Annotated in this window: 23 protein-coding genes and 1 pseudogene; 11 read left to right on the forward strand and 13 right to left on the reverse strand. The window is 65.5% G+C overall.

Features of this window, described 5'->3' with window-relative positions; all coding sequences use genetic code 11:
* Positions 1–199, forward strand: a pseudogene (locus SCD90_RS13370) (flagellar biosynthetic protein FliO); the annotation flags it as partial.
* 70 nt (positions 200–269) lie between these two features.
* Here SCD90_RS13370 and dksA read toward each other — a convergent pair.
* On the reverse strand, positions 270–680 hold the full coding sequence (gene dksA / locus SCD90_RS13375; RefSeq protein ID WP_319845191.1) for an RNA polymerase-binding protein DksA: 411 nt from the start codon (positions 678–680) through the stop codon (positions 270–272).
* A gap of 289 nt (positions 681–969) precedes the next feature.
* Between dksA and SCD90_RS13380 the strand changes: the two genes are divergently transcribed.
* The gene (locus SCD90_RS13380) at positions 970–2,082 is read left to right on the forward strand and encodes a PQQ-dependent sugar dehydrogenase (protein ID WP_319845192.1); all 1,113 of its coding nucleotides are present in this window, start codon (positions 970–972) and stop codon (positions 2,080–2,082) included.
* Between the two features lie 9 nt (positions 2,083–2,091).
* On the opposite strand, the gene SCD90_RS13385 is transcribed toward SCD90_RS13380, so the two are convergent.
* The 3 genes from SCD90_RS13385 to SCD90_RS13395 form a co-directional block, all read right to left on the reverse strand.
* Positions 2,092–2,445 carry a DMT family protein gene (locus SCD90_RS13385; RefSeq protein WP_319845193.1) on the reverse strand — a complete coding sequence of 118 codons (354 nt, stop codon included), beginning with the start codon at positions 2,443–2,445 and terminating at the stop codon, positions 2,092–2,094.
* 49 nt (positions 2,446–2,494) lie between these two features.
* Positions 2,495–3,823, reverse strand: coding sequence for an NCS2 family permease (locus SCD90_RS13390; RefSeq protein WP_319845194.1), 1,329 nt, complete (start codon positions 3,821–3,823; stop codon positions 2,495–2,497).
* A 126-nt stretch (positions 3,824–3,949) separates the two neighbouring features.
* Positions 3,950–5,095, reverse strand: coding sequence for a WG repeat-containing protein (locus tag SCD90_RS13395; RefSeq protein WP_319845195.1), 1,146 nt, complete (start codon positions 5,093–5,095; stop codon positions 3,950–3,952).
* Between the two features lie 158 nt (positions 5,096–5,253).
* Between SCD90_RS13395 and uvrB the strand changes: the two genes are divergently transcribed.
* From uvrB to SCD90_RS13410, 3 genes are all read left to right on the forward strand, one after another.
* Positions 5,254–8,028, forward strand: a complete 2,775-nt coding sequence (uvrB, locus tag SCD90_RS13400; protein ID WP_319845196.1) for an excinuclease ABC subunit UvrB — start codon at positions 5,254–5,256, stop codon at positions 8,026–8,028.
* Between the two features lie 82 nt (positions 8,029–8,110).
* The gene (locus SCD90_RS13405; protein WP_319845197.1) at positions 8,111–8,383 is read left to right on the forward strand and encodes a PepSY domain-containing protein; all 273 of its coding nucleotides are present in this window, start codon (positions 8,111–8,113) and stop codon (positions 8,381–8,383) included.
* A 91-nt stretch (positions 8,384–8,474) separates the two neighbouring features.
* Entirely contained in the window at positions 8,475–8,735 is a 261-nt protein-coding gene (locus SCD90_RS13410; protein WP_319845198.1) for a PepSY domain-containing protein, read from the forward strand.
* 29 nt (positions 8,736–8,764) lie between these two features.
* Here SCD90_RS13410 and SCD90_RS13415 read toward each other — a convergent pair whose 3' ends face one another.
* From SCD90_RS13415 to SCD90_RS13435, 5 genes are all read right to left on the reverse strand, one after another.
* Positions 8,765–9,532 (reverse strand): SGNH/GDSL hydrolase family protein, encoded by a 768-nt coding sequence (locus SCD90_RS13415; protein WP_319845199.1) that lies wholly within the window; start codon positions 9,530–9,532, stop codon positions 8,765–8,767.
* The gene (locus SCD90_RS13420; protein ID WP_319845200.1) at positions 9,469–10,569 is read right to left on the reverse strand and encodes an OpgC family protein; all 1,101 of its coding nucleotides are present in this window, start codon (positions 10,567–10,569) and stop codon (positions 9,469–9,471) included. Before SCD90_RS13420 ends, SCD90_RS13415 begins: the two co-directional genes overlap by 64 nt.
* Before the next feature lie 117 nt (positions 10,570–10,686).
* The gene (locus SCD90_RS13425) at positions 10,687–11,136 is read right to left on the reverse strand and encodes a DoxX family protein (RefSeq protein ID WP_319845201.1); all 450 of its coding nucleotides are present in this window, start codon (positions 11,134–11,136) and stop codon (positions 10,687–10,689) included.
* 96 nt (positions 11,137–11,232) lie between these two features.
* Positions 11,233–11,469, reverse strand: a complete 237-nt coding sequence (locus SCD90_RS13430; protein WP_319845202.1) for a DUF3072 domain-containing protein — start codon at positions 11,467–11,469, stop codon at positions 11,233–11,235.
* Between the two features lie 115 nt (positions 11,470–11,584).
* Positions 11,585–11,977, reverse strand: coding sequence for a septal ring lytic transglycosylase RlpA family protein (locus tag SCD90_RS13435; RefSeq protein WP_319845203.1), 393 nt, complete (start codon positions 11,975–11,977; stop codon positions 11,585–11,587).
* A 161-nt stretch (positions 11,978–12,138) separates the two neighbouring features.
* On the opposite strand from SCD90_RS13435, the gene SCD90_RS13440 reads away from it, so the two are divergent.
* Complete coding sequence (locus SCD90_RS13440; RefSeq protein WP_319845204.1) at positions 12,139–12,492, forward strand: cupin domain-containing protein; 354 nt, start codon at positions 12,139–12,141, stop codon at positions 12,490–12,492.
* A 41-nt stretch (positions 12,493–12,533) separates the two neighbouring features.
* Here SCD90_RS13440 and SCD90_RS13445 read toward each other — a convergent pair whose 3' ends face one another.
* Entirely contained in the window at positions 12,534–13,769 is a 1,236-nt protein-coding gene (locus tag SCD90_RS13445) for a type III PLP-dependent enzyme domain-containing protein (protein ID WP_319845205.1), read from the reverse strand.
* A 136-nt stretch (positions 13,770–13,905) separates the two neighbouring features.
* Here SCD90_RS13445 and SCD90_RS13450 point away from each other — a divergent pair, with 136 nt between their 5' ends.
* The 4 genes from SCD90_RS13450 to SCD90_RS13465 all read left to right on the forward strand — a co-directional run bounded on the left by SCD90_RS13450 (position 13,906) and on the right by SCD90_RS13465 (position 16,290).
* The gene (locus SCD90_RS13450) at positions 13,906–14,358 is read left to right on the forward strand and encodes a hypothetical protein (protein ID WP_319845206.1); all 453 of its coding nucleotides are present in this window, start codon (positions 13,906–13,908) and stop codon (positions 14,356–14,358) included.
* Between the two features lie 2 nt (positions 14,359–14,360).
* Positions 14,361–15,029 carry a ribonuclease T2 family protein gene (locus SCD90_RS13455; RefSeq protein WP_425265696.1) on the forward strand — a complete coding sequence of 223 codons (669 nt, stop codon included), beginning with the start codon at positions 14,361–14,363 and terminating at the stop codon, positions 15,027–15,029.
* Positions 15,030–15,050: 21 nt separating this feature from the next.
* Positions 15,051–15,908 (forward strand): 23S rRNA (adenine(2030)-N(6))-methyltransferase RlmJ, encoded by an 858-nt coding sequence (locus tag SCD90_RS13460; protein ID WP_319845207.1) that lies wholly within the window; start codon positions 15,051–15,053, stop codon positions 15,906–15,908.
* Positions 15,909–16,119: 211 nt separating this feature from the next.
* Complete coding sequence (locus SCD90_RS13465; protein WP_319845208.1) at positions 16,120–16,290, forward strand: hypothetical protein; 171 nt, start codon at positions 16,120–16,122, stop codon at positions 16,288–16,290.
* Positions 16,291–16,310: 20 nt separating this feature from the next.
* Here SCD90_RS13465 and SCD90_RS13470 read toward each other — a convergent pair whose 3' ends face one another.
* A complete protein-coding gene (locus SCD90_RS13470; protein WP_319845209.1) occupies positions 16,311–17,360 on the reverse strand; it encodes a COX15/CtaA family protein in 1,050 nt (349 codons plus the stop codon).
* A gap of 88 nt (positions 17,361–17,448) precedes the next feature.
* Here SCD90_RS13470 and SCD90_RS13475 point away from each other — a divergent pair, with 88 nt between their 5' ends.
* A complete protein-coding gene (locus SCD90_RS13475; RefSeq protein ID WP_319845210.1) occupies positions 17,449–17,661 on the forward strand; it encodes a DUF2842 domain-containing protein in 213 nt (70 codons plus the stop codon).
* On the opposite strand, the gene SCD90_RS13480 is transcribed toward SCD90_RS13475, so the two are convergent.
* The gene (locus SCD90_RS13480; RefSeq protein ID WP_319845211.1) at positions 17,658–18,698 is read right to left on the reverse strand and encodes a polysaccharide deacetylase family protein; all 1,041 of its coding nucleotides are present in this window, start codon (positions 18,696–18,698) and stop codon (positions 17,658–17,660) included. The genes SCD90_RS13475 and SCD90_RS13480 overlap by 4 nt on opposite strands.
* Positions 18,698–20,860 carry a GumC family protein gene (locus SCD90_RS13485; protein WP_319845212.1) on the reverse strand — a complete coding sequence of 721 codons (2,163 nt, stop codon included), beginning with the start codon at positions 20,858–20,860 and terminating at the stop codon, positions 18,698–18,700. The genes SCD90_RS13480 and SCD90_RS13485 overlap by 1 nt, the downstream gene beginning before the upstream one ends.
* Between the last annotated feature and the right edge of the window lie 61 nt (positions 20,861–20,921).

Consider the following 20,921-nt stretch of genomic DNA (forward strand, 5'->3'; position numbering starts at 1 on the left):
CGCGCCCCTGCCGCCGCGCCGCCCCCTGCCGGAGCGTCCGCCTGTCGCGCCGCGCCAGATGGCCGAACGTGAAGCGCCTCGCCCGACGCCTGCCGGTCCGGACGCTGAAAGGGCCCAGCCGCAGTCGGCGACCAAGGCCACACTGGATGCCTTAGAAGAAGAGATGGCGAGCCTGTTGGGGCGAGACCGCCAGCCCTGACGGCGACTGCCCTCACCACATGAAAAAGCCCCGGCGTGCCGGGGCTTTTTGTTGTCGTCTCCTGCGCGGCCTACTCGTCGCGGTAAACCCGCTCGCGCCGCTCGTGCCGCTCCTGCGCCTCGAGGGACAGGGTGGCGATGGGCCGCGCATCGAGGCGCTTGAGCCCGATCGGCTCGCCCGTTTCCTCGCAATAGCCGTAGGTCCTTTCATCGATGCGCTTCAGAGCCGCATCGATCTTCGCGATCACCTTGCGCTGCCGATCGCGTGCACGCAGTTCGATGGCGCGGTCGGTTTCGGAAGACGCCCGATCCACAAGATCAGGGTGGTTCTGGTTTTCATCCTGGAGGTGTTCGAGCGTCTCCTTGCTCTCCTGCAGGATCTCATCTTTCCAGCGCAGCAGCTTGGCCCGGAAATATTCCCGCTGCCGGTCGTTCATGAACGGCTCTGATTCCGTCGGCCGGTACTCGTCGATAACGTCCATATCGCGCCCGCATCCGTTAGTTCGCCCATTCCGCACTGGCGGCGTCCCTTGTCAGGGCGGGCCTATATAGCCACCCTTTGTTCCCCCGACAACGGCTTCACTCCTGCGCGATTCTCCTCATTGTTCAAGCGTGTGGGTCAAGGCAGGACTGTATCCCTCAGGTTGCAGTGGTGCGGCTGACAGCCTGTGGACACTCGCGCCCTGTTCCGGCTCACGATCTCCTGACCGGCCAGCGGCTTGCCACGGCTGCACCGTGGGCTAACTCCCGGCAGGAAACAGGAACCAGCCGATGCATCATGCTGCCCGCCCACTGCTTGCCGTTCTTCTCATCCTGCCGCTGGCCGGTCCGGCATTTGCCGAGACCAGGGTCAAGACTGAACAAGTGGCTTCAGGCCTCAACAAGCCGTGGGGGCTTGCCTTCCTGCCGGGCGGCGAAATGCTGGTGACGGAGAAAGGCGGGGCGCTTCTCCGCGTCTCGGCCGACGGAGCGAAGGCCGAGGTGGCCGGGCTTCCGAAGGTTGACAGCCGCGGACAGGGAGGCCTGCTCGACGTGGTGCTGCACCCCCGGTTCGCAGAGAACCGGCTCGTCTACGTGACCTTCTCGGAACCCGGCGAAGGCGGCAACGGAACGGCGGTCGGGCGCGGACGCCTCGCCGACGATGGCCCGCGGCTGGAAAGCTTCGAAGTCGTCTTCCAGCAGATGCCGAAGGTCAGCAGCACCGGCCATTTCGGCTCACGGCTGGCTTTTGCTCCAGACGGCAATCTGTTCGTTACTTTGGGCGAACGCATGAGCTTCCGCGAGCGGTCGCAGCAGCTCGATGCTCATTTCGGAAAGGTCGTCCGCATCACGGAAGACGGCTCGGTGCCGGCGGACAATCCCTATGCAAAGGGTGAGAACGGCGCGCTTCCGGAAATCTGGTCCTATGGCCACCGCAATCCGCAAAGCGCCGCCATCAACCCGGCCACGGGAAAGCTCTGGGTGATCGAGCATGGCGCAAAGGGCGGCGACGAGATCAACATTCCGGAGGCCGGCAAGAACTATGGCTGGCCGGTCATCTCCTATGGCGTGAACTATGACGGCTCCAAGATCGGGGAAGGCACGGCCAAGGCCGGCATGGAGCAGCCCTTGCACCACTGGGACCCGTCCATCGCCCCGTCCGGGATGGCGTTCTACACCGGCGACCTGTTCCCTGAATGGAAGGGCGACGTGTTCGTCGGCGCGCTGAAGACCGAGGCGCTGGTGCGGGTGGACCTCGACGGGGACAAGGTGGTCGGCGAGGAGAACTTGCTGACCGACCTGGGCGCCCGCATCCGCGACGTACGTCAGGGGCCGGACGGTGCGCTCTATGTCCTCACAGACGATGCGAACGGCAAGCTGTTGCGGCTGACACCCGCCCGGTGACGGCGGCGTCTACCACTTCTTGAAGATCAGGAAGGCACCGGCCACGATGAGGGAGAACCCGGCTAGGTGGTTCCAGCCCAGCGGCTCCTTCAGGTAAAGGGCCGAGAACCCTGCGAACACCGTCAGGGTAATGACCTCCTGCATCGTTTTCAGCTGGGCTGCGGAGTAGACGCCGTAGCCCAGCCGGTTCGCTGGCACAGCAAGGCAATACTCCAGCAAGGCGATGCCCCAGCTGACGAGGATGACCGTGATGAGCGGCGACGACGTGAAGCGCAGGTGCCCGTACCACGCGAACGTCATGAAGATGTTGGAGCCGATCAGAAGCACGATCGGTGCGATGGCCGGGATGGAAAAGCCTGACATGGGGGACCGCCGAAAAGGGTGAGATGCGTTGCCGTCCGCGACGCATCCGCTAGAGCATTGGCAGCATGAGCGCGAAGATCACTGCCAGCACGATCACCGGCGGCGTCAGTTCCGACATACGCCCGGTGAGAAGCTTGAGCACCGCGTAAGTGATGAAGCCCAGGCCCAGACCGGTGGCGATGGAATAGGTCAGCGGCATGGCAATGGCCGTGATCGCCGCCGGTGCTGCCTCGGTGAGGTCGTCCCAATCGATGGTGACGAAGCCGCGCGCCATTACCACGGCGACATAGAGGAGCGCCGCAGCCGTGGCATAAGGCGGCACGGAGCCTGCCAGCGGAGAGAAGAACAGGGCGAGCAGGAAACATATCGCCGTCACCACCGAGGTCAGACCCGTGCGCCCTCCGGCTGCCACGCCCGCGGCGCTCTCGACATAGCTTGTGGTGTTCGAAGTGCCGATCAGCGCGCCGATCGTCGTGCCGGCCGAATCGGCAATCAGCGCCTGCCGCATGCGCGGAAGCCGACCATCGGCATCCATCAGGCCGGTGCGGTGGGTAACGCCCACCAGTGTGCCCGCCGTGTCGAAGAAGTCGACGAAGAACATGGTGAGGACGACGATCCAGAAAGCCCCTTCCGCCGTGCGCGAAAAGTCGAGCGCGAAGAAGGTGCCGCTCGCCAGAGGCGGTGCCGACACAATGCCGCTGAAGCTGGCCGCGCCGAACGGGATGCCGATGAGCGTCACCGCCAGGATGCCGATGATGGTGCCACCCATCACCTTGAGGTGGTTCAGAGCCGTGATGATGAAGAAGCCCAGCAGTGCCAGCAGCGGCGCGACCTTCAGGAAGTCGCCGTGTGTGACGAGCGTCGCCGGGTGATCGACCACCAGTCCGGCCTGCTGCAGGGCGATGATGCCGAGAAAGAAGCCGATGCCGGTGGATGTCGCCATCTTCAGGCTGGCCGGTATGGCGTTGATGAGCCAGGCGCGGATCGGCAGCGCGGAGATGATGAGCGCCAGAACGCCGGAGAACAGGACACAGGCGAGAGCCTGTTGCCAGGTATAGCCCTGCGCACCGACCACCGAGAACGCGAAGAAGGCGTTGAGGCCCATACCCGGGGCCAGCGCCACAGGATAATTCGCGTACAGCGCCATGATCAGCGTGGCCAGAGCCGCCGCGATGCAGGTTGCGACGAAGACGCCCTCCTTCGGCATCCCGGCGGCCGAAAGGATGCTGGGATTGACGAAGATGATGTAGGCCATGGTGAGGAAGGTGGTGATCCCGGCGATCACCTCCCGCCGCACATCCGTGCCGTTCTCGCTCAGAGCGAAGAACCGCTCCAGAAATCCGTCACGCGCGGGCACCCCGCCATTTCCGATCGCCATGCTGCACATCCCCGCTCCGGAGACGCCGCAACCGTCTCCCAGCTTTATGGAAATACGGGCGGCCGTGCCGCGTCAATTTGCATGCACGGCATCGGTGCGCTGGCGCACTTAAAGGCGGTGGAGAACTTAAGGAGCGGGCGCGATGATGACAGGATCGCCCTTGGCATCCAGCAGGACCTCGCTCTCGCCCTCATAGGCCCAGATGACGCCGCCGCCGAGCGGCAGGGCCGTCTGGTAGCGCGGCCCCACGACCACCTTGCCTGCGCTGTCCAGAATGCCTTCCAGCATGTTCTCGCCGGCGGCGAAGCTGGTGAGGCCCTCGGTCCAGCCATCGCTCTGGATGTTGGCAAGCGAGGGCTCGAGGATCTGGTTGCCGTCGCGGTCGATCAGGCCCCATTTGTCGCCGAGCTTCACGGTCGCCGGGCCACCGTTGAAGCCGAACACGTCGTCATAGCTCGGCTCGACGACGAAGGTGCCGCAGGTATCGATAAAGCCCCATTTGCCACCAAGCTTGGCCGGCGCGCGTCCTTGCGAGAACTCGCCCATCTCCTCGAACTTCGGCTCCACCACGAAGGTGCCGGTGCGATCCACGACGCCGGATTTGCCGTCCAGTTCAGCCACCAGAAACCCGCCGGTGGACCCGCTCAGCCAGTCGAACTTCGGCTCGATCACCACCGCGCCGGTCCGGTCGATGAGGCCGTACTTCTCGGCGCGCACCACGACCGCGACGCCGTCCTGGAACCAGTCGAGGAAGTCGAATTCGGCCTTCGGCGTCACGGCCCAGGCGCCGGTCTTGTCGATATAGCCGCGCTTCTCGCCCTCAACCGCGCTGGCAAGTCCGTCCCGGAAGGCGGTGCCGTCCTCGAAGCGCGCGGGAATTACCAGCTTGCCGGTCAGATCGACATAGCCCGTCTTTTCGCCCTGCACGACGGCGGCCATGCCTTCGCTGAACGGCGGATCGTCCGCATTGATGATGAAGGCCGGCTTTGCCAGCCAGTTGCCGCTGCGGTCGACGAAGCCCCATAGCTCGCCCTCGAGCGCTGCGATGAAGCCATTGGCCACGAGGATGTCCGCGAACTTCGGCGGCACCACCCAGGCGCCGGTCTTGTCCACGGCGCCGCAGCGCTCCTCCTCCGCGCACCAGCGGAACAGGTCCGGCGCAGGCGTGCCGGCGCCCATATCGGGCGTGTCCGCGGGGGTGCAGGATTGTGCCCAGACGGGGCCGGCGAAAAGAGCGGCGGCAAGCGCCACGAAGATCGGAAGACGACGCATGGAATGACCCCGCAGAGGTGCCGGTGCGCGGCATCCTCATGATTCGCGGCATCAGCATAGTCGATCCCACCGTGTCCTTGGTGACGCATCCGGCTATCCTCGCACAGCTTTGCGCGTGAGCCCTCCCCTTCGGCGGCGGATGCCCCCATATTGCGCCCATGCCTCGTAAGACACGCCCCGACGCCGGCTTCGGCGAACGCCCACAGGCCAGCTTCGATCATGGCGGAGACGTGCCCGATCTCTCGGGCCTGATCGGCGATCCCGATCTTGTCGCGGCCTTGGGCCGGGGTTCGTCCGCTGCCCAGCAGGCCGCCGACAAGGTGGCGAAGAAGCCCTCCACCCGCACGCGGCGCAACGCGACGCCGGAGGTGGAACCGCGCGACCGGCGCTGGGACGCCGCCAAGGAAGGCGATGCGCCCACGAAGAAGGACATCGCGGCCTCCTTCCCCAACCCGTTCTCCCCGCCCGGCCTGTCCGATGGCGGCGCAGGCGGCGTGTCCGCCACCGTGCAGGCGCTGGAAAACCTGATCCAGCACGGACGCAAGGAACTTCAGGGCAAGCCTTGGGTGCCGCACCGCCCGCCGCGTCCCGAAAAGTGGGAAGGCGGCAAGTCGCTCGATCTGGTCTCGGAGTTCGAACCGGCGGGCGATCAGCCCACAGCCATTGCGGAGCTCGTCGAGGGCGTGAAGAACGCCGAGCGCGACCAGGTGCTGCTGGGCGTCACCGGCTCCGGCAAGACCTTCACCGTCGCCAAGATCATCGCGGAGACGCAGCGCCCGGCGCTGATCCTCGCGCCCAACAAGACGCTGGCGGCTCAGCTTTATGGCGAGTTCAAGCACTTCTTCCCGAACAACGCCGTCGAGTACTTCGTCTCCTACTACGACTACTATCAGCCCGAGGCCTATGTGCCGCGGACGGACACCTATATCGAGAAGGATTCGTCGATCAACGAGCAGATCGACCGCATGCGCCATTCGGCGACCCGGGCGCTGCTTGAGCGCGATGACGTCATCATCGTTGCCTCCGTCTCCTGCATCTACGGCATCGGCTCGGTCGAGACCTACACGGCCATGACCTTCGGCCTGAAGGTGGGCGAGCGCATCGACCAGCGCCAGCTGATGGCCGACCTCGTGGCCATCCAGTACAAGCGGTCCGACGCCAATTTCGTGCGCGGCACCTTCAGGGTGCGCGGCGACACCATCGAGATCTTCCCGGCCCATTACGAGGACCGCGCCTGGCGCGTCGGCCTGTTCGGCGACGAGGTGGAGACCATCCAGGAATTCGACCCGCTGACGGGTCACAAGTCCAACGACCTGTCCTTCATCAAGGTCTACGCCAACTCCCATTACGTAACGCCGCGCCCGACCCTGATCCAGAGCATCAAAGGCATCAAGGAAGAGCTGCGGATGCGGCTCGATGAACTGCACAAGATGGGCCGCCTGCTGGAGGCCCAGCGGCTGGAGCAGCGCACCACCTTCGACCTGGAGATGATGGAGGCCACCGGCTCCTGCGCCGGCATCGAGAACTATTCGCGCTGGCTCACGGGCCGCAAGCCGGGCGAGCCGCCGCCGACCCTGTTCGAATACCTGCCCGACAACGCCCTCGTCTTCGTGGACGAAAGCCATGTCACCATTCCCCAGATCGGCGGCATGTATCGCGGCGACTTCCGCCGCAAGGCTACGCTTGCCGAATACGGCTTCCGCCTGCCCTCCTGCATGGACAATCGCCCCATGCGCTTCGAGGAGTGGGACGAGATGCGGCCGCAGACGGTTCATGTCTCCGCCACCCCCGGCAAATGGGAGATGGAGCAGACCGGCGGCGTGTTCGCCGAGCAAGTGATCCGCCCGACCGGCCTGATCGATCCGCCGGTGGAGGTGCGCCCGGCACGCAGCCAGGTCGACGACGTGCTGGACGAAATCCGCGCCACCTCGAAAGCCGGCTACCGCTCTCTCGTGACCGTGCTCACGAAGCGCATGGCCGAAGACTTGACCGAATACCTGCACGAGGCCGGCATCCGCGTGCGCTACATGCATTCGGACATCGACACCATCGAGCGCATCGAGATCATCCGCGATCTCAGGCTCGGCGCCTTCGACGTGCTGGTGGGCATCAACCTTCTGCGCGAAGGCCTCGACATCCCGGAATGCGCGCTGGTCGCCATCCTCGACGCCGACAAGGAAGGCTTCCTGCGCTCCGAGACCTCGCTGGTGCAGACCATCGGCCGCGCGGCGCGCAACGTGGATGGCCACGTCATCCTGTACGCAGACAGCATCACAGGCTCCATGGAGCGCGCGATGGCGGAGACGGCACGCCGCCGCGAGAAGCAGATCGCCTACAACACCGCGAACGGCATCACTCCGCAAAGCGTCAAGGCCCGCATCGCCGACATCCTCGACTCCGTCTACGAGCGCGATCACGTCCGGGTGGACACCGGGCTGGTGAAGGACGGCGTCACCATCGGCCACAACTTCCAGGCCACGCTTGCGGATCTCGAGAAGCGGATGCGCGAGGCCGCCGCCAATCTGGAGTTCGAGGAGGCCGCGCGCCTGCGCGACGAGCTGAAGAGGCTGCGGGAGACCGAGCTGCTGGTGGCGGACGACGCCCTCACCCGGCAGTCCGATGTCGAGCAACAGGCCGGCAAGTTCGGGGAGCGTCCTCCGCGCGCGGGATCGCCGAAGCACCGGCGCGGAAACCGTCCGCCGGAGGAGAGCCTGCCGACCGCACCGGTCGATCCGCTGCCGCCGCCCAGCTCCCGCGTGCACAAGCCGACCCTCAAGGAGATGGGGCCTCACAATCGCGATCTACCGCTGGCGGCTCCGCGCCGGATAGTCGAGGGACTGGCGTCCGAGGCGCATGACGACACGGTCGAGGTCCGTCGCGTCACCGAAGGCGGCCGGTCCAGCGGAGGGCGTCCCGGCACGCGCGGGCGATAGGAGAACGCGCGAACCATCGGGTTGCGAACGCGTTAGCCCATGTGGACCCTGTCCATATCGTTCCCGATCGAGAGGTAAGTCTATGACCATCCGGACGGCCTGTGCCGCAGCTGCCCTTGCAACGAGCTTTGCTTTCCTTCCTGCCGGCGCTTTCGCCCAGGACAGGGCTCCGACCGCGGACGAGACGGCCCAGATCAGCGCCGCGCTCACAGCCAAGGGCTACACCAGCTGGGGCAAGATCGAGATGGATGACGGCAAGTGGGAAGTCGACAATGCCGTGGGCGCGGACGGCAAGCGCTACGATGTCGACCTCGACACCTCCTTCGCCGTTACAAAGGCCGAACTCGACAACTGATTGCTGGTTGAAATGCGGCAGGCCAAGCCCCTGCCGCATTCCGCAGCATAATCTTGGCTCTGCCACCCGTGCAGCATGCAAGGAGCAAGAGATGAAGACCAAATCGATCAGCACCGCCATTCTCGTGGCCGGTCTGGCCCTCGCGCCGCTTCACGCGTTCGCCGCTAACGATCCGTCCGGCGAGGAACGGGCCATCATCGCCGAAGCCTTGCTCGAGCAGGGCTACGTGTCCTGGGGAGACGTCAAGTTCGAAGACGGCATCTGGGAGGTCGAGGACGCCCGCACCGTCGAGAACCGCAAGGTGGATCTTAAGCTCGACCGCTCGCTCAACGTCATCGACGTCGACGATTGACGATCAGGCCCCGGCCGACATGGCCGGGGCTATTTCTTTGCCGTTTTGCGCGAAGCCCGCGAAATCGCTTCGGCGAGCAATTCCGTCATGCACGGCTGCTTTGCCGTGAACTCGGACAATGGCGAACGGCGCTTCTCGCGCTCGATGTTCCAGTACTGCATCGCCGCGTAGCGGCGCAGCACGGGAACTCCGTCCGCAACCGACTTCTCGCCGATCTCGCCGACATACGGAACGTAGATCCGCTCATGCGCCACCTGGGGCACGAACGGCGGATCCACCAGGACCAGATCGAGGCCCCTGCCCTCGACCCAGGCGCTGGCCTCGTCCAGCGTGCTCTCGAATTCGCCGAGATCGTTGAGCGCCAGCGCATCGCGGACCCCAACCTGCCAGATAACGAGGTCGGGCTCCCGCGCCGCCACCATGGTCCGCAATTGCTCGAAGTCGTCATCGGCGAGACCGGCGGAGCGGGCTTCCGAGACGTGGATGCTGATCCCGGGAAGACGCTGTTCTAGTGCCCGCTCCAGCGGGGGCTCCACACCCATGGCAGCCTGCGAAGGCTCTGCGCCGATCACCAGAATGCGCACGGGACCCTTGCGACCGATCAGCGCCTCGGTCCGGTCCAGCATCGCAGGGAATTTGAGATAGGCATCCGGCACCGTGCAGCGATCCGGGATACCGGCGCGCGCGGGTGCTGCCGGCACCAGCGCCGACACGAGCACGCCAGCCAGAAAGGTCAGCGCGCCGAAGCGGCTGGCCCGATGGCGTGGCGACGATCCTCTTGTTCCCGACGGTTCCATTCCAGCACACCAGCACATGCAAACAGCATAGCAAGTCCTGAGCCGATAAGCCCGATATCCACCAGCAGCCCGCCGCCCGACAAAGCCCGCAGCAACTGCCCGGCCACGGCGAGCACCGTACCGAGCGCGAACACGGGAAGCGAGTGCCGCCCGAGCACTGCGACCGAGCCCAGCAGCCTCGTCTGCCGTATCCACCGCTCCAGCGGAAGGTGGCTAACCACATAGGTGAGAGCCAGCACGTGGAGAAGGCGCGGCAGATGCAGGTCCGACTTGCTGAATTCCCACGCAAACAGCGGCACAGGCGACAGATTCCATGTCGGATTGAAGCCACTGACGATCCAGACCGCCGAGGCGGCCACGTAAACTGCCGCCGCCCAGAACAGCACGCGTGAGCGCACGCCATCTCCGTTCAGGATCATGCCGCCAATGGCCAGCCCGATGGTGAACAGGAGCTGCCAGCACAGCGGATTGAGGAACCACAGGCCTTCCGCCGGGAAGGTCGAGAGCTGAACCGGCACCAATTGGGCCGTGAGGTACAGCGCCGCGGATGCACCCAGTCCCAGCCATACGTTGCGCGCGGCCAGCACCAGCAGCAGCGGCGACATCAGCAGCAGAACCACGTAGAGCGGCAGGATGTCGAGATAGGAGGGCTGCAGCATGAGCGTCGCGAGCCCGATCAAGCCGGGTATGGTGTCGTTCACCAGCACATCGAGGCGAAACGCTTCGAAGAAGCGGGTATCTCCCGTGACCGTCACCGCGTAGGCGATGAGGGCTCCGCAGCAGACGATCAGCATGATGTGGATCGTGTAGAGCTGGAAGGCGCGTTGCACGATGCGGAAGCTGGTCGCCGCCGCTTCCCCTTGCCTGAACCGGGGAAGATAGGCCAACGCCGCCCCGACACCGGCAAGCATCACGAAGATCTCGGTCGCATCCGAGAAACCGTAGTTGCGGTGCGTGAGCCAGACGAACGCGTTGCCCGGTATGTGATTGATAAAGATGGTGATCAGGGCGAAGCCGCGCCAGAAATCGACGCTCATCAAGCGCGCCCGCGACCGGCGCGCATCTCCCGACTCAACATTGCTCATGGCGCGATAACAGCATGCCGGCCGCGTGGCAGCCACGCCCCCGGGGCGCGACTGCCATGTTCCAGGCGTCTAGTAGCGGCTCGTGCGCGAGGCTTCGAGGCCGCGGCGCGCGTCGAGGCTCCACGGTCCGGCGCCAGCCAGCATCAGGTAGAGGAACACGAAGCAGTAAAGCGCTGCGAGTTCGCCACCGTTGAGGATGGGAAAGAAGCTCTTGGAAGCGTGGGCCATGAAATAGGCCACGGCTGTGAAGCCCGCGAGGAGGAACGCCGTGGGGCGCGTGAAGAGCCCGATGACGATCAGCAATCCGCCGACCAGTTCAATAACGCCCGCGAGGCCCATGAGCGAGACGAGAGGCGGCATGCCCCGTGCCGACGCTTCCGGGAAGCCGAACAGCTTCTGGGTGCCGTGCTGCATGATGAGCAGGCCCGTCATGATGCGCAGGACACTGAGCATGATGGGCGCATAGCGCGCGGCGGATACGAACGGGCGTTCGACAGGGTTTGAGCGGTTCAGCAGCATTGATCACCTCCGCCGCGACAATGTTCGACGCCGCGACGGAATGCCAGAGCCCATTTCGTGCCGCGGCTCACAACCGGCAATGCATGGCTGCACGCCTCAGCGGCCGAGACCCTTCTTCAGCTCGTCGATGCGCTTCGAGGCGTCCGCCTTGGTAAGATCCTCGGAAAACGCGTCCGCCTGCCCGGCTTCTTCCGAAAGTGTCTTCAGATAGGAGGCCTGTGCTCCCGTCATCGGTTCGCCGCCGGACACCCAATCCTCCACCGGCTTCTCGGTGTTGGAGCCGGGATTTGGATCGGTCTTCGGGTTCTCGGTGTGATCGGCGTCGTTGGCCATGGCAATGTTCTCCATACGTTCCGACGCAGAACGCCCGGGAAACGGCTGGGTTCCCGGGCGTCGGTGATGAGGAGAGGCTTGGGAACGCGAGACCTGACCCGCTGCCCCCCGAGCCTCAGTTGGAGGCGAGCTGCTGAATCTGGACGCGGGCAACACCGGTGCCCATCATGCCGAGCTGGCGCGCGGCGCCGCGGGACACGTCGATGACCCGGCCGCCGACAAAGGGGCCACGATCATTGACGACGACGTTGACGCTCTTGCCGGTGCGGCTGTTCGTGACACGAAGCTTGGTGCCGAAAGGAAGCGTACGGTGGGCGGCGCTGAGGCCGTCCGGATTGTAGCGGGCACCCGACGCGGTCCGGTGACCCATCTGGTACCAGGACGCCATGCCGGACATGCGATGGACCTTCTTCTCCGCCTTGCGCGGCGCAGCCGACGCTACGGTGACATTCATGGCGCCAACAGCGAGAAGAGCGGCGCCGGCCGCAGCGATGTTCAGAAAACGCATATACATTCCTCGACTGGGCCCCCCGGCCCGGATGAGGCGCGAAAGACAGTCCAGAAGAGGCAGAAATGCGGCCCGACACGGGCAGATCAGTGATCGTATATCAGATGCGACAATCTGACATGGCTGGCTATGGAACCAATTCGACGTCGCGGGAACAACAGATGACTTCAACTTTCGTGCAGTTCAACATCAACAACATTGTTCCGGAAGAAGCTTCTCCTGCGGAAGATCGCATCCTGCGTGGAAAGCCGGTTGCACTAACCTGGAACGTTGATGAAAGCCCCGACGGCAAGCTGTTCACGGGCCTGTGGGAAGCCACGCCGGGGGCCTGGCGCGTCCGGTACGACGAGTGGGAATTCTGCGAGATCGAGAGCGGACATTCCGTCGTGACGCCAGATGGCGGAGAGCCGATCCACCTGCGGGCGGGCGACCGGCTCGTCCTGCGGCCCGGCTTCACGGGCGTGTGGGAGGTGATGGAAACAACGCGCAAGAGCTACGTGATCCGCCTTCCCTGACGGTCGCCCGGAGTCACCTCTCCCCGCCGGGGAGCGGTCGACTACTCTGCCGCCATTCCGCCGCGCGTCTCCACCGTGGCGTAGCCCTCCTCGCCGGTGTCCTCATCCTCATAGGCCGTGGCGATCTCCACGAACTCATCGGGGTAGAAGCCGTTGAAACGCGTGCGAAGCGAGAGCGAATAGGCGCCGATATGGCCGATCTCGATCCAGTCCCCCGTATCGACATGTTCGGGAAGCCAGAACGGGCGGCTCAATATGTCCACGCTGTCGCAGGTGGCCCCGCAGACGCGGAACGGCGTCAGCTTGGTCGATGCACCCCGCCGCCGCCGCGCGGGATCGGGGATCAGCCGCGCCGGAAGCGTCATCTTGCCGGTCCACGCATCCGACAATGACGACCAGATGCCGTCATTGATGTAGATGCGCTGCCCCTTCTTGAGCAGCACGCGCACGATGACCGAGAGCGAGCGGGCCACGATGACACGGCCCGGCTCCGCGATCAGCGGAAGGTCGTCCAGCCCCCATTCGTCGATCTCGGTCTGGATGTCGCGGACCAGTTCACCCACGGCCGGGACGGGCGGCGGCGCCTTGCGCTTGGGATCGTGGCCGTAGCGGGCGGGAAAACCCCCGCCGATATCTAGCGCCGCTATGTCCGCCGCCGCCCGTCCGCGCACCCATGCAGCGCTGGCGAGCGCGCGTTCATAAGTGGAAAGGTCCTCGACCTGGCTGCCGACATGGAAGGCGATCCCGCAGCGGAAGCCGATGCGGTCGATGCGCTCCACAAGCTCCACCGCATGCTTGGCGGCGGCACCGAACTTCTTGGACAATTCGTAGGCGGCATGCCCCTTCGTGGCGATGCGCACGAACAGGGTGATGTCGGCGGGATCCAGATCCATGGCGCGAACGATGCGCAGGATCTTCGCGATCTCGTCCTCATGGTCCACTGCCATGTGGCGGATGCCATAGGTCTCCAGCGCCAGGCGGATGTCGGACTGCGCCTTCACGGGGTGCATGTAGAACTGGGCCGCAGCAGGGTCGGCCAGCCGGGCCGCCGCGAACTCGGCGGGGCTGGCGACGTCGAAGGCCTTCACGCCCGCTTCGCTGATCGTCTTCAGCACCATGTCCTCGCCGTTCGTCTTCACGGCGTAGGCGGTCTGGCCGCGAAAGGCGTCCAGGAAGGCGCGCGTGTCCTGGGCCAGAACCGAGGGCCGGAAGCCGTAGACGGGTCGGTCTGGCCTTAGCGCCAGTGCCGCTTCGCGTCCCGTCGTAAACTTGTCCATGTGGTCTCCGCTTCGCGCCGGGGTGTGGCGCGCACGCTATCATGCCCTGGCTGCGGGTTTTTGTTCCCCTGCAAAGGCTTGACCGGCACGGCCCGCCGCCGCATCGTCCCGCCGAATAACCTAAGAGACCACATCCATGATGACGCGCGCCCTGAAGGCCCTGCTCGCCGCCTTGGCCCTGCTCGCTCCGCAGATGGCGATCGCTGCCGACCTCACCCGCCCCATGGTGATCGAGAAGCGCGTTGTGGTCGAAGACCCGGACCTGCCGAACTGCTTCAGCCCCAAAGTCTTCAATGAGATGTCCGACGCATTCGAGAGCAAGGAGAAGGAGTATTGGAAATCCGATCTCGTCCTGCTCTCGTTCCTGAACGCCGAGGAACTTGGCTACCGCCCGTGGGGCGCCTCCTTCATCCCGCGCCGATTCTGCCAGGCTGAAACCCGCGTCTCCGACGGCACCATCCGCTCCGTGTTCTATTCCATCGGCAAGGACACCGGCACCCTGGGCGTGAAGTTCGGCGTGGAGTTCTGCGTGATCGGGCTGGACCGCAACCTCTCCTACGCTCCCAACTGCCGGATGGCTCAGCCTTGATGATGGCGCGGGCGGCAGCAGCCCTCCTGCTGCTGCTGACCTCGCTGTTCGCCACCGCCTCGACCGCGTCTGCCCAGGAAAACACGCCGGGAAAGTTCGACTTCTACGTGCTGTCCCTGTCGTGGTCGCCGAGCTACTGCCTCAGCAAGCGAGCGGATGAGGACGGACCGCAATGCGCCGGGCCGCGCCCCTTCCACTTCGTCGTTCACGGCCTCTGGCCTCAGCATGAAGCCGGCTTCCCCGAATATTGCGACCGGAAGGCGCCGCGCGTGCCGGAGGCGGAGATCGGGCGCATGCTCGACATCATGCCGAGCCGCGGCCTCGTCATCCACGAATGGCGCAAGCATGGATCCTGCACCGGCCTGACCTCGACTGCTTACTTCGACGCAACACGCGAAGCGCGCAGCCGCGTCAGCATCCCGGCGACCTATGAAGCATCGGGCGAGTGGCGCACCACCACGCCGGGCGAGATTGAGGCCGCTTTCCGGCAGGCCAATCCCGGGCTCGGCGCGGACATGATCGCCGTGACCTGCAACGACCGCCGCCTGCAGGAAGTTCGCATCTGCATGAACAAGGGCTTCGGCTTCCGCTCCTGTCCGGAGGTGGACCGCCGCTCCTGCCGCAGCGACAAGCTGGCGCTGCCGCCGGCACGCGCGTCGTCCTCCCGCTGAACCGCAGCGGCCGCCCGTAAGATGAACTACCGACACGGCTTTCATGCCGGCAACTTCGCGGATGTGCTGAAGCACAGCGTGCTGGCTCTCATCGTCCGGCACCTGCTGCAGAAGGCTGCACCCTTCCGCTACATCGACACCCATGCCGGCATCGGCCTGTACGATCTGCACTCCGAACAGGCGCAGAAGACGGGCGAGTGGCGCGACGGCGTGGCCCGCGTCTGGAACACGCGCTTCGAGCCGGAGGTCGCGGCTTTGCTGGCTCCCTGGCAGGACGCCGTCAACCGGCTGAACCCGGAAGGCGGGCTCCGCTACTATCCCGGCTCGCCCGAGCTCGTGCGGGCTCTCGCGCGTCCCGACGACCGCCTCGTCTTGTGCGAATTGCATCCGCAGGATGCAGCGCTGCTCGGCCGCCGCTATGCGCGCGACAAGCGGATGCGCGTGGTCGAGATCGACGGCTGGACCGGGCTCAACGCCTATGTGCCGCCGAAGGAGAGGCGCGGCCTCGTTCTCGTCGATCCGCCGTTCGAAGAGCCGGATGAATTGCTGCGCATGGTGTCCGCGCTGGACGCGGCGCACCGCAAATGGCCCACCGGGACCTATGCACTCTGGTATCCGGTCAAGGATCCCGGTGAGATCGCGGCCTTCACGCACCGGCTGGCAAATCTCGACGTGCCGTCGATTCTCGGCGCGGAGATCATGATCCAGAGGCCCGAAGATGCGTCGCGTCTCAACGGCACGGGGCTCGTGATCGTCAACCCGCCCTGGACGCTGGAGCGCGACCTGCGGATCCTCCTGCCCGCTTTGGCCCGGGTGCTCGGCCGCGACGGCCGCAGCACGTCCCGGGTCTTCCAGATTGCCGGCGAGAGACGGGCTTGAGGTCGTAAAGGTGCAACAGTGCGGCGAGGAATATCATCGGGCCGCACAATCCGCTGTTCACCGGATTCCCGATGCTTCAAAAGGACGGCGCGCCGCTGATGACGGGCGACACGGATATCTTGATAGATCCGTCGCGAAGGTCACTCGGCGTTAAGAGCCTACCCGCAAGATAAGTTGTCCGACCTGATCGGACCCACCAAGGAACGCTGTCGTGGATCCCTTGCCGCTTCATCTCTCGATCGCCTTTTTCGGCATCCAGGTCGTCGCCTGGACGGGACTTTGCGCATATCTCTACGCCACGCGCAGTCGCCGCAGCGAGGCGAACATCGCCTCGCTCATCAGCGAGATCCAGAGCCAGGACCAGCTGGCCAAGGCGGCCTGATCATCGGTTAGCCCTGCGCCTCAGGCCCTCTGCAGCACTGCACTGGGTACAGCTACCTGCGCCTGCGTGCTGAACCGCTGCACATTGCTGGCCGCGTGGGCGATGACCGCCAGCGCGCCGAACTGGTGCAGCAGCGCCAGCCCCAGCGGCACGACGTGGATGAGCGTCAGGACACCGATCACGGCCTGAATGACGATGGTGAGCAGCAGGACGGCGCTTGGCCGGAAGGCCGGCGTTCCGCGCGTCAGCACCAGATTCGCGACGGCGGCGGCCAGCAGCAGATAAGCCGTCATGCGGTGCACGAACTGCGCCGTCATCGGATTCTCGAACAGGTTGCGCCACAGCGGTTCCAGCGGCGAGAGGCTGGCGGCTGACGGGATGAGCATGCCGTCCATCAGCGGCCAGGTCGTGAAGGACAGGCCTGCGTCGAGCCCCGCCACGATGGCTCCGAGGAACACCTGCACGAAGGACAGGACGAGGAGCCCCCACGCTGCGGCCTTGATGGCGGGCCGGACCGGCAGGTTGCGCGGCTTCAGCGACAGAGCCGTCCAGAGGATCGCTGCAAAGAGGAAGAAGGCGAGCGTCAGGTGCACGGCCAGCCGGTAGGGCGCCACGGACGTGCGCTCCGTCAGGCCCGACGCCACCATCCACCAGCCGATCGCCCCCTGAAGGCCGCCGAGCAGGAAGAGCAGGAACAGCTTAGGCGCGAGGCTGCGGTCAAGATTGCCGCGCCACCAGAAGACGGCGAGCGGGACGATGAAGACGAGGCCGATGACGCGGCCCAGCAGGCGGTGGAGCCACTCCCAGAAGTAGATCTTCTTGAAGTCGCCAAGGCTCATGCCCTTGTTGATCTGCTGGTATTGCGGGATCTGCTGGTACTTGGCGAATTCGTCGTTCCAGGCCTGGTCGCTCATCGGCGGCAGCGCGCCGGTCACCGGCTTCCATTCTGTGATGGACAGGCCTGATTCGGTCAGGCGCGTCGCGCCGCCCACCAGCACCATCACGCACACCATCAGCGCGACGAACATCAGCCATATGCGGACGGGGCGGTAACGGTCGGCAGGCGCCATGGTCTTGCAATCCTCGCAGCGTAGCCCGAGAGATAGGCCCCCTGCCCTCGGGGAGCAACGCGCTCCTTGTCCTACCCCCCCCGGAGACATGATGCCGATTCGCGTGCGCAAGTTCATCGGCACCGTGCTGCTGATCATCCTGGTGCTCGGCTGGGCGCTGTTCTTCATGGCGCTCGCGCAGGGCCGGATCCAGCAGGCCGGCGGCTTCTGGCACTTCATGTATTACGTGATCGCCGGCATGGGCTGGATCGTGCCCGCGGGCATCATCATCAAGTGGATGCAGAAGCCCGAGGAGGTCTAGGCCACGTCCAGCACGCGCAGGCGGTTGCGCAGCACGAATGGCAGGCCGGAGATGAAGGTCTCGGCGTAGCGGCGCTGCTGGTAATGTCCGTTGAGCGAAACACGGGGCAACGCGGTCATGTGCGCGGCGTGCGCCGGGAACAGGGTGCCCAGCCGCGTGGTCCAGCCGCCCGCGAAGCCTAGTTCCTCCGCTGTCCTGAACTCTCGCACACCAGCCGAGGTCGGGTCTCCCACGGGAAAAGCGATGTGGCGCGGTTCCACGCCGAGTTCGCTGCGGATGCGCTGCTGCGCGCCAGTGATCTCGCGGCGCATGGCGTCCTCCCCCAGCTTCGCGAGCATGAAGTGACCGCAGGTATGGTTGCCGATGGTCACGAGCGGATCGGCAGCGACTTCGCGCAGTTCGTCCCAGTCGAGGCAAAGCCGGGCAGTGAGGCCATCGTCCCGCGTGCCCGCGCTTTCCTCGAGCCTGTCGATGGCCTGCCGCATGGTGGCTTCATCCATCCCGCGCAGCGTCCAGTAGATGTGCTCCCAGGCTGCGGCTTTTTCTTCATCGGTGCGCGTGTTCAGCGCATCGCCCGCGAAGTGCACCTTGTCCGCGCCGGCGATCGCGTGCTCCAGCCGCAGCCACCACAGATCGCCTGTGCCATCCGCGAAACCTGAGGTGACGAAGAGCATTGCCGGCGCGCCGTGTCGCCGCAGCACCGGAAGGGCATGGTCACGCACATCACGGTAGCCGTCGTCGAAGGTGAAGCAGGCGAAGCGGCCTGCATCCGGATCCTGGATTCGCCGCAACGCCTCGTCGAGGGTGACCACGTCGATGCCGCGCTCGCGGAGAAGCCCCAGAACATCATCAAGGAAATCCGGCGTGATGCCGAGCAGGTGATTGGGTGCGAACGCCCGTTGTTCGGCCGGACGGCAGTGATGCAGCGTGAAGACCACCCCCCTGCCCGCTGTCCAGCGACCCAGCAGCCTGTCCAGCCGCAGGAGGTGCAGCGCGTCGAGCGTCCGACGCAGGCGGCGGGTGCGGCTGTCCTCCATCAGGATTCGGTGGTCCGCGACACCGGTCCCTTGCCTGTGCCGCCCGCGACCAGAACGACCACGTCGCTGACGCCCGCCTGCAGGAGCATCTGATGTGCGGATGTGGTGGCCTCGTCATCCGCCGCAGCGGCGATCAGGATGGCGGCACCCGTGCGCCTTGCCAGCGCCTCGAAACCGGTCCGTCGCCCGATCGAGGGTCCCAGCACGATGACGAAGTCGTAGGTCAGGCCAAGTGCGTCGAACACCACGCCGATACGCTGAGCGGAGGCGGGCTCCAGCGGATCCTGCTGCCCAAGCGTGATCATGTGCGCGTGGGAAGCACGGTCGCGCTGGATGGCATCGACGAAGGAAGCCTCGCCGGAGACAAGTTCACCAAGACCCGCCGTTTCGGCCTTGTCGCCCATGGCTTCCCGGAAGCGGGCACTCTCGCCGCCGGCATCCACTACGATGGCCTTCCGCCCATGGCCCGCGAGCGAGCGGGCGAGCGTCATGGCAATGCCGCCGGCGTCGATGTCCGGTGCGGCCGTGACGGTGAGAATGTTCAGCGCGTCCTGCCCGCGCGGAGTGGCCGCCAGATGGGTGGCCAGTTCCCCGAGGATCTTCATGTCCGCGGCTTCCATGGCCATGTCGCGGCTGCCGAGCAGTGCCGTTGTTCCTGCGGCGGCAGCCGCCTGTTTCATGGGAGTGTCCGCATCGATCTCCTGCCGGGCCGGCAGCACACCCGCCTTCGCGGCAGCCAGAGGCACCGGGCGCGAACCCTGCGAGAGGAATTCCAGCACGGTGAACAGCACGACGAGGAGGATGAAGGCCGCAACGGAGGAGAGTGCCACGATGGGCAGCGGCTTCGGCGAAAATGGCGAGCTGGCGGCGGCAGCGCGCGAGATGATGCGCGAATCCGGCGGGATCGATTCCACCTGTTCGCGGGCCGAGGCGTCGCGATAGCGCGTCATGAACTGCTCCAGCAGTTCGCGCTGGGCGCGAGCCTCGCGCTCGAGGGCGCGCAGCTGCACTTCCTGCTCGTTGGCCGAGCCCGCCACCTCTTTCTGTGAATCGAGCGTTGCGCGGATGTTGGTGACGCGCGAAGCCGCCAGAGTGGCCTCGTTCTCATAGGCGCGCGCCACCTTTCGGGCTTCCTCGCGAATCTGCGTGTCGACGGAGGACAGCTGCGCGTTGAGCTCCTTCATGCGCGGGTGCCCCGCCAGGAAGGTCCGCGACTCGCGTGCGATGGATGCGGCGAGATTGCCGCGCTGCTCCGCCAGCCGGCGGATCAGTTCGGAATTGCCGATATCGAGGAACTCGACGCGACGCCCGGCTGCCAAGGCCTGCTTGATGGCGTCGGCCTTGGTCTGGGCCTCGGTCTGCTGCGCGACGGCGCGTGAAAGTTCGCTGCTGAGTTCGTTGAGCTGCTGGCTGGACAGCGTTGAATTGTTTGGACCGGCGAACAGGTTCTGCGACGTGCGGTAGTTCTCGACCTTGGCCTCGGCCTCCGCCACGCGGCGGCTGAGATCCGCGATCTGGCCGCTGAGCCAGTTGGAGGCTTGCTGGTTGATCGCCTGCTTGGCCGCCTGCTGCATCTGCAGATAGCGTGTGGTGACGGTGTTGGCGATCTGGGCGGCCAGTCCCGCGTCGGCGGACAGCACCACGGTCGAGATCACCCGCGAGCCCGGGATCGCGGCCACGGTCAGGTGATCGTAATAGGCCTGGAGCGCCCGCTCCTCATCCGTCATGAGGGCCGGATCCGGCGCGAAGCCAAGCTTCACCAGCACGGCCTTGACGGAGGACATCTCGGACGAGCCGCCGAACTCCGGCACGTTCTTCAGATCGAGTTCTTCGACGACCGAGAGGGCCAGATCGCGCGAACGCAGCAATTGCACCTGGCTTTGCACGGCGAGTTCGTCGGCGGCTGCGGTCTGGGGATCGCGTTCCGCCCCTGCCGGCCGCGTATAGGCGTTCTCCTTGCTCTCCACGAGCACGAGTGCTTCGGAACGGTACTGCGGCACCAGGGTGCGGGCAAAGAGCGTGGCGCCGATGGCGACCAGGATCGTGGGACCAAGGATCAGGAGCTTGCGGCGCCACAAGGCGCGGCCGATCCCGCCTAGGTCGATTTCCGCAGGCGATCGCGTATCGCGGACAATGCCCATGTCGTAAACGGCGCCCTGCATGTCGATGCGATCCTTCAAGCAGGAAGCACTGTCGCACCAGCAGGTTGAAAAGCTATTAACC

Origin of the sequence: Terrihabitans rhizophilus (assembly GCF_033898525.1) — a bacterium.
Lineage (GTDB): Bacteria > Pseudomonadota > Alphaproteobacteria > Rhizobiales > Methylopilaceae > Flaviflagellibacter > Flaviflagellibacter rhizophilus.

Excerpts from the sequence above, each read along its gene's own strand:
- dksA (WP_319845191.1), bottom strand. The coding sequence starts at position 680 with ATGGACGTTATCGACGAGTACCGGCCGACGGAATCAGAGCCGTTCATG.
- SCD90_RS13380 (WP_319845192.1), top strand. The coding sequence starts at position 970 with ATGCATCATGCTGCCCGCCCACTGCTTGCCGTTCTTCTCATCCTGCCG.
- SCD90_RS13385 (WP_319845193.1), bottom strand. The coding sequence starts at position 2,445 with ATGTCAGGCTTTTCCATCCCGGCCATCGCACCGATCGTGCTTCTGATC.
- SCD90_RS13390 (WP_319845194.1), bottom strand. The coding sequence starts at position 3,823 with ATGGCGATCGGAAATGGCGGGGTGCCCGCGCGTGACGGATTTCTGGAG.
- SCD90_RS13395 (WP_319845195.1), bottom strand. The coding sequence starts at position 5,095 with ATGCGTCGTCTTCCGATCTTCGTGGCGCTTGCCGCCGCTCTTTTCGCC.
- uvrB (WP_319845196.1), top strand. The coding sequence starts at position 5,254 with ATGCCTCGTAAGACACGCCCCGACGCCGGCTTCGGCGAACGCCCACAG.
- SCD90_RS13405 (WP_319845197.1), top strand. The coding sequence starts at position 8,111 with ATGACCATCCGGACGGCCTGTGCCGCAGCTGCCCTTGCAACGAGCTTT.
- SCD90_RS13410 (WP_319845198.1), top strand. The coding sequence starts at position 8,475 with ATGAAGACCAAATCGATCAGCACCGCCATTCTCGTGGCCGGTCTGGCC.
- SCD90_RS13415 (WP_319845199.1), bottom strand. The coding sequence starts at position 9,532 with ATGGAACCGTCGGGAACAAGAGGATCGTCGCCACGCCATCGGGCCAGC.
- SCD90_RS13420 (WP_319845200.1), bottom strand. The coding sequence starts at position 10,569 with ATGAGCGTCGATTTCTGGCGCGGCTTCGCCCTGATCACCATCTTTATC.
- SCD90_RS13425 (WP_319845201.1), bottom strand. The coding sequence starts at position 11,136 with ATGCTGCTGAACCGCTCAAACCCTGTCGAACGCCCGTTCGTATCCGCC.
- SCD90_RS13430 (WP_319845202.1), bottom strand. The coding sequence starts at position 11,469 with ATGGCCAACGACGCCGATCACACCGAGAACCCGAAGACCGATCCAAAT.
- SCD90_RS13435 (WP_319845203.1), bottom strand. The coding sequence starts at position 11,977 with ATGCGTTTTCTGAACATCGCTGCGGCCGGCGCCGCTCTTCTCGCTGTT.
- SCD90_RS13440 (WP_319845204.1), top strand. The coding sequence starts at position 12,139 with ATGACTTCAACTTTCGTGCAGTTCAACATCAACAACATTGTTCCGGAA.
- SCD90_RS13445 (WP_319845205.1), bottom strand. The coding sequence starts at position 13,769 with ATGGACAAGTTTACGACGGGACGCGAAGCGGCACTGGCGCTAAGGCCA.
- SCD90_RS13450 (WP_319845206.1), top strand. The coding sequence starts at position 13,906 with ATGATGACGCGCGCCCTGAAGGCCCTGCTCGCCGCCTTGGCCCTGCTC.
- SCD90_RS13455 (WP_425265696.1), top strand. The coding sequence starts at position 14,361 with ATGGCGCGGGCGGCAGCAGCCCTCCTGCTGCTGCTGACCTCGCTGTTC.
- SCD90_RS13460 (WP_319845207.1), top strand. The coding sequence starts at position 15,051 with ATGAACTACCGACACGGCTTTCATGCCGGCAACTTCGCGGATGTGCTG.
- SCD90_RS13470 (WP_319845209.1), bottom strand. The coding sequence starts at position 17,360 with ATGGCGCCTGCCGACCGTTACCGCCCCGTCCGCATATGGCTGATGTTC.
- SCD90_RS13475 (WP_319845210.1), top strand. The coding sequence starts at position 17,449 with ATGATGCCGATTCGCGTGCGCAAGTTCATCGGCACCGTGCTGCTGATC.
- SCD90_RS13480 (WP_319845211.1), bottom strand. The coding sequence starts at position 18,698 with ATGGAGGACAGCCGCACCCGCCGCCTGCGTCGGACGCTCGACGCGCTG.
- SCD90_RS13485 (WP_319845212.1), bottom strand. The coding sequence starts at position 20,860 with ATGCAGGGCGCCGTTTACGACATGGGCATTGTCCGCGATACGCGATCG.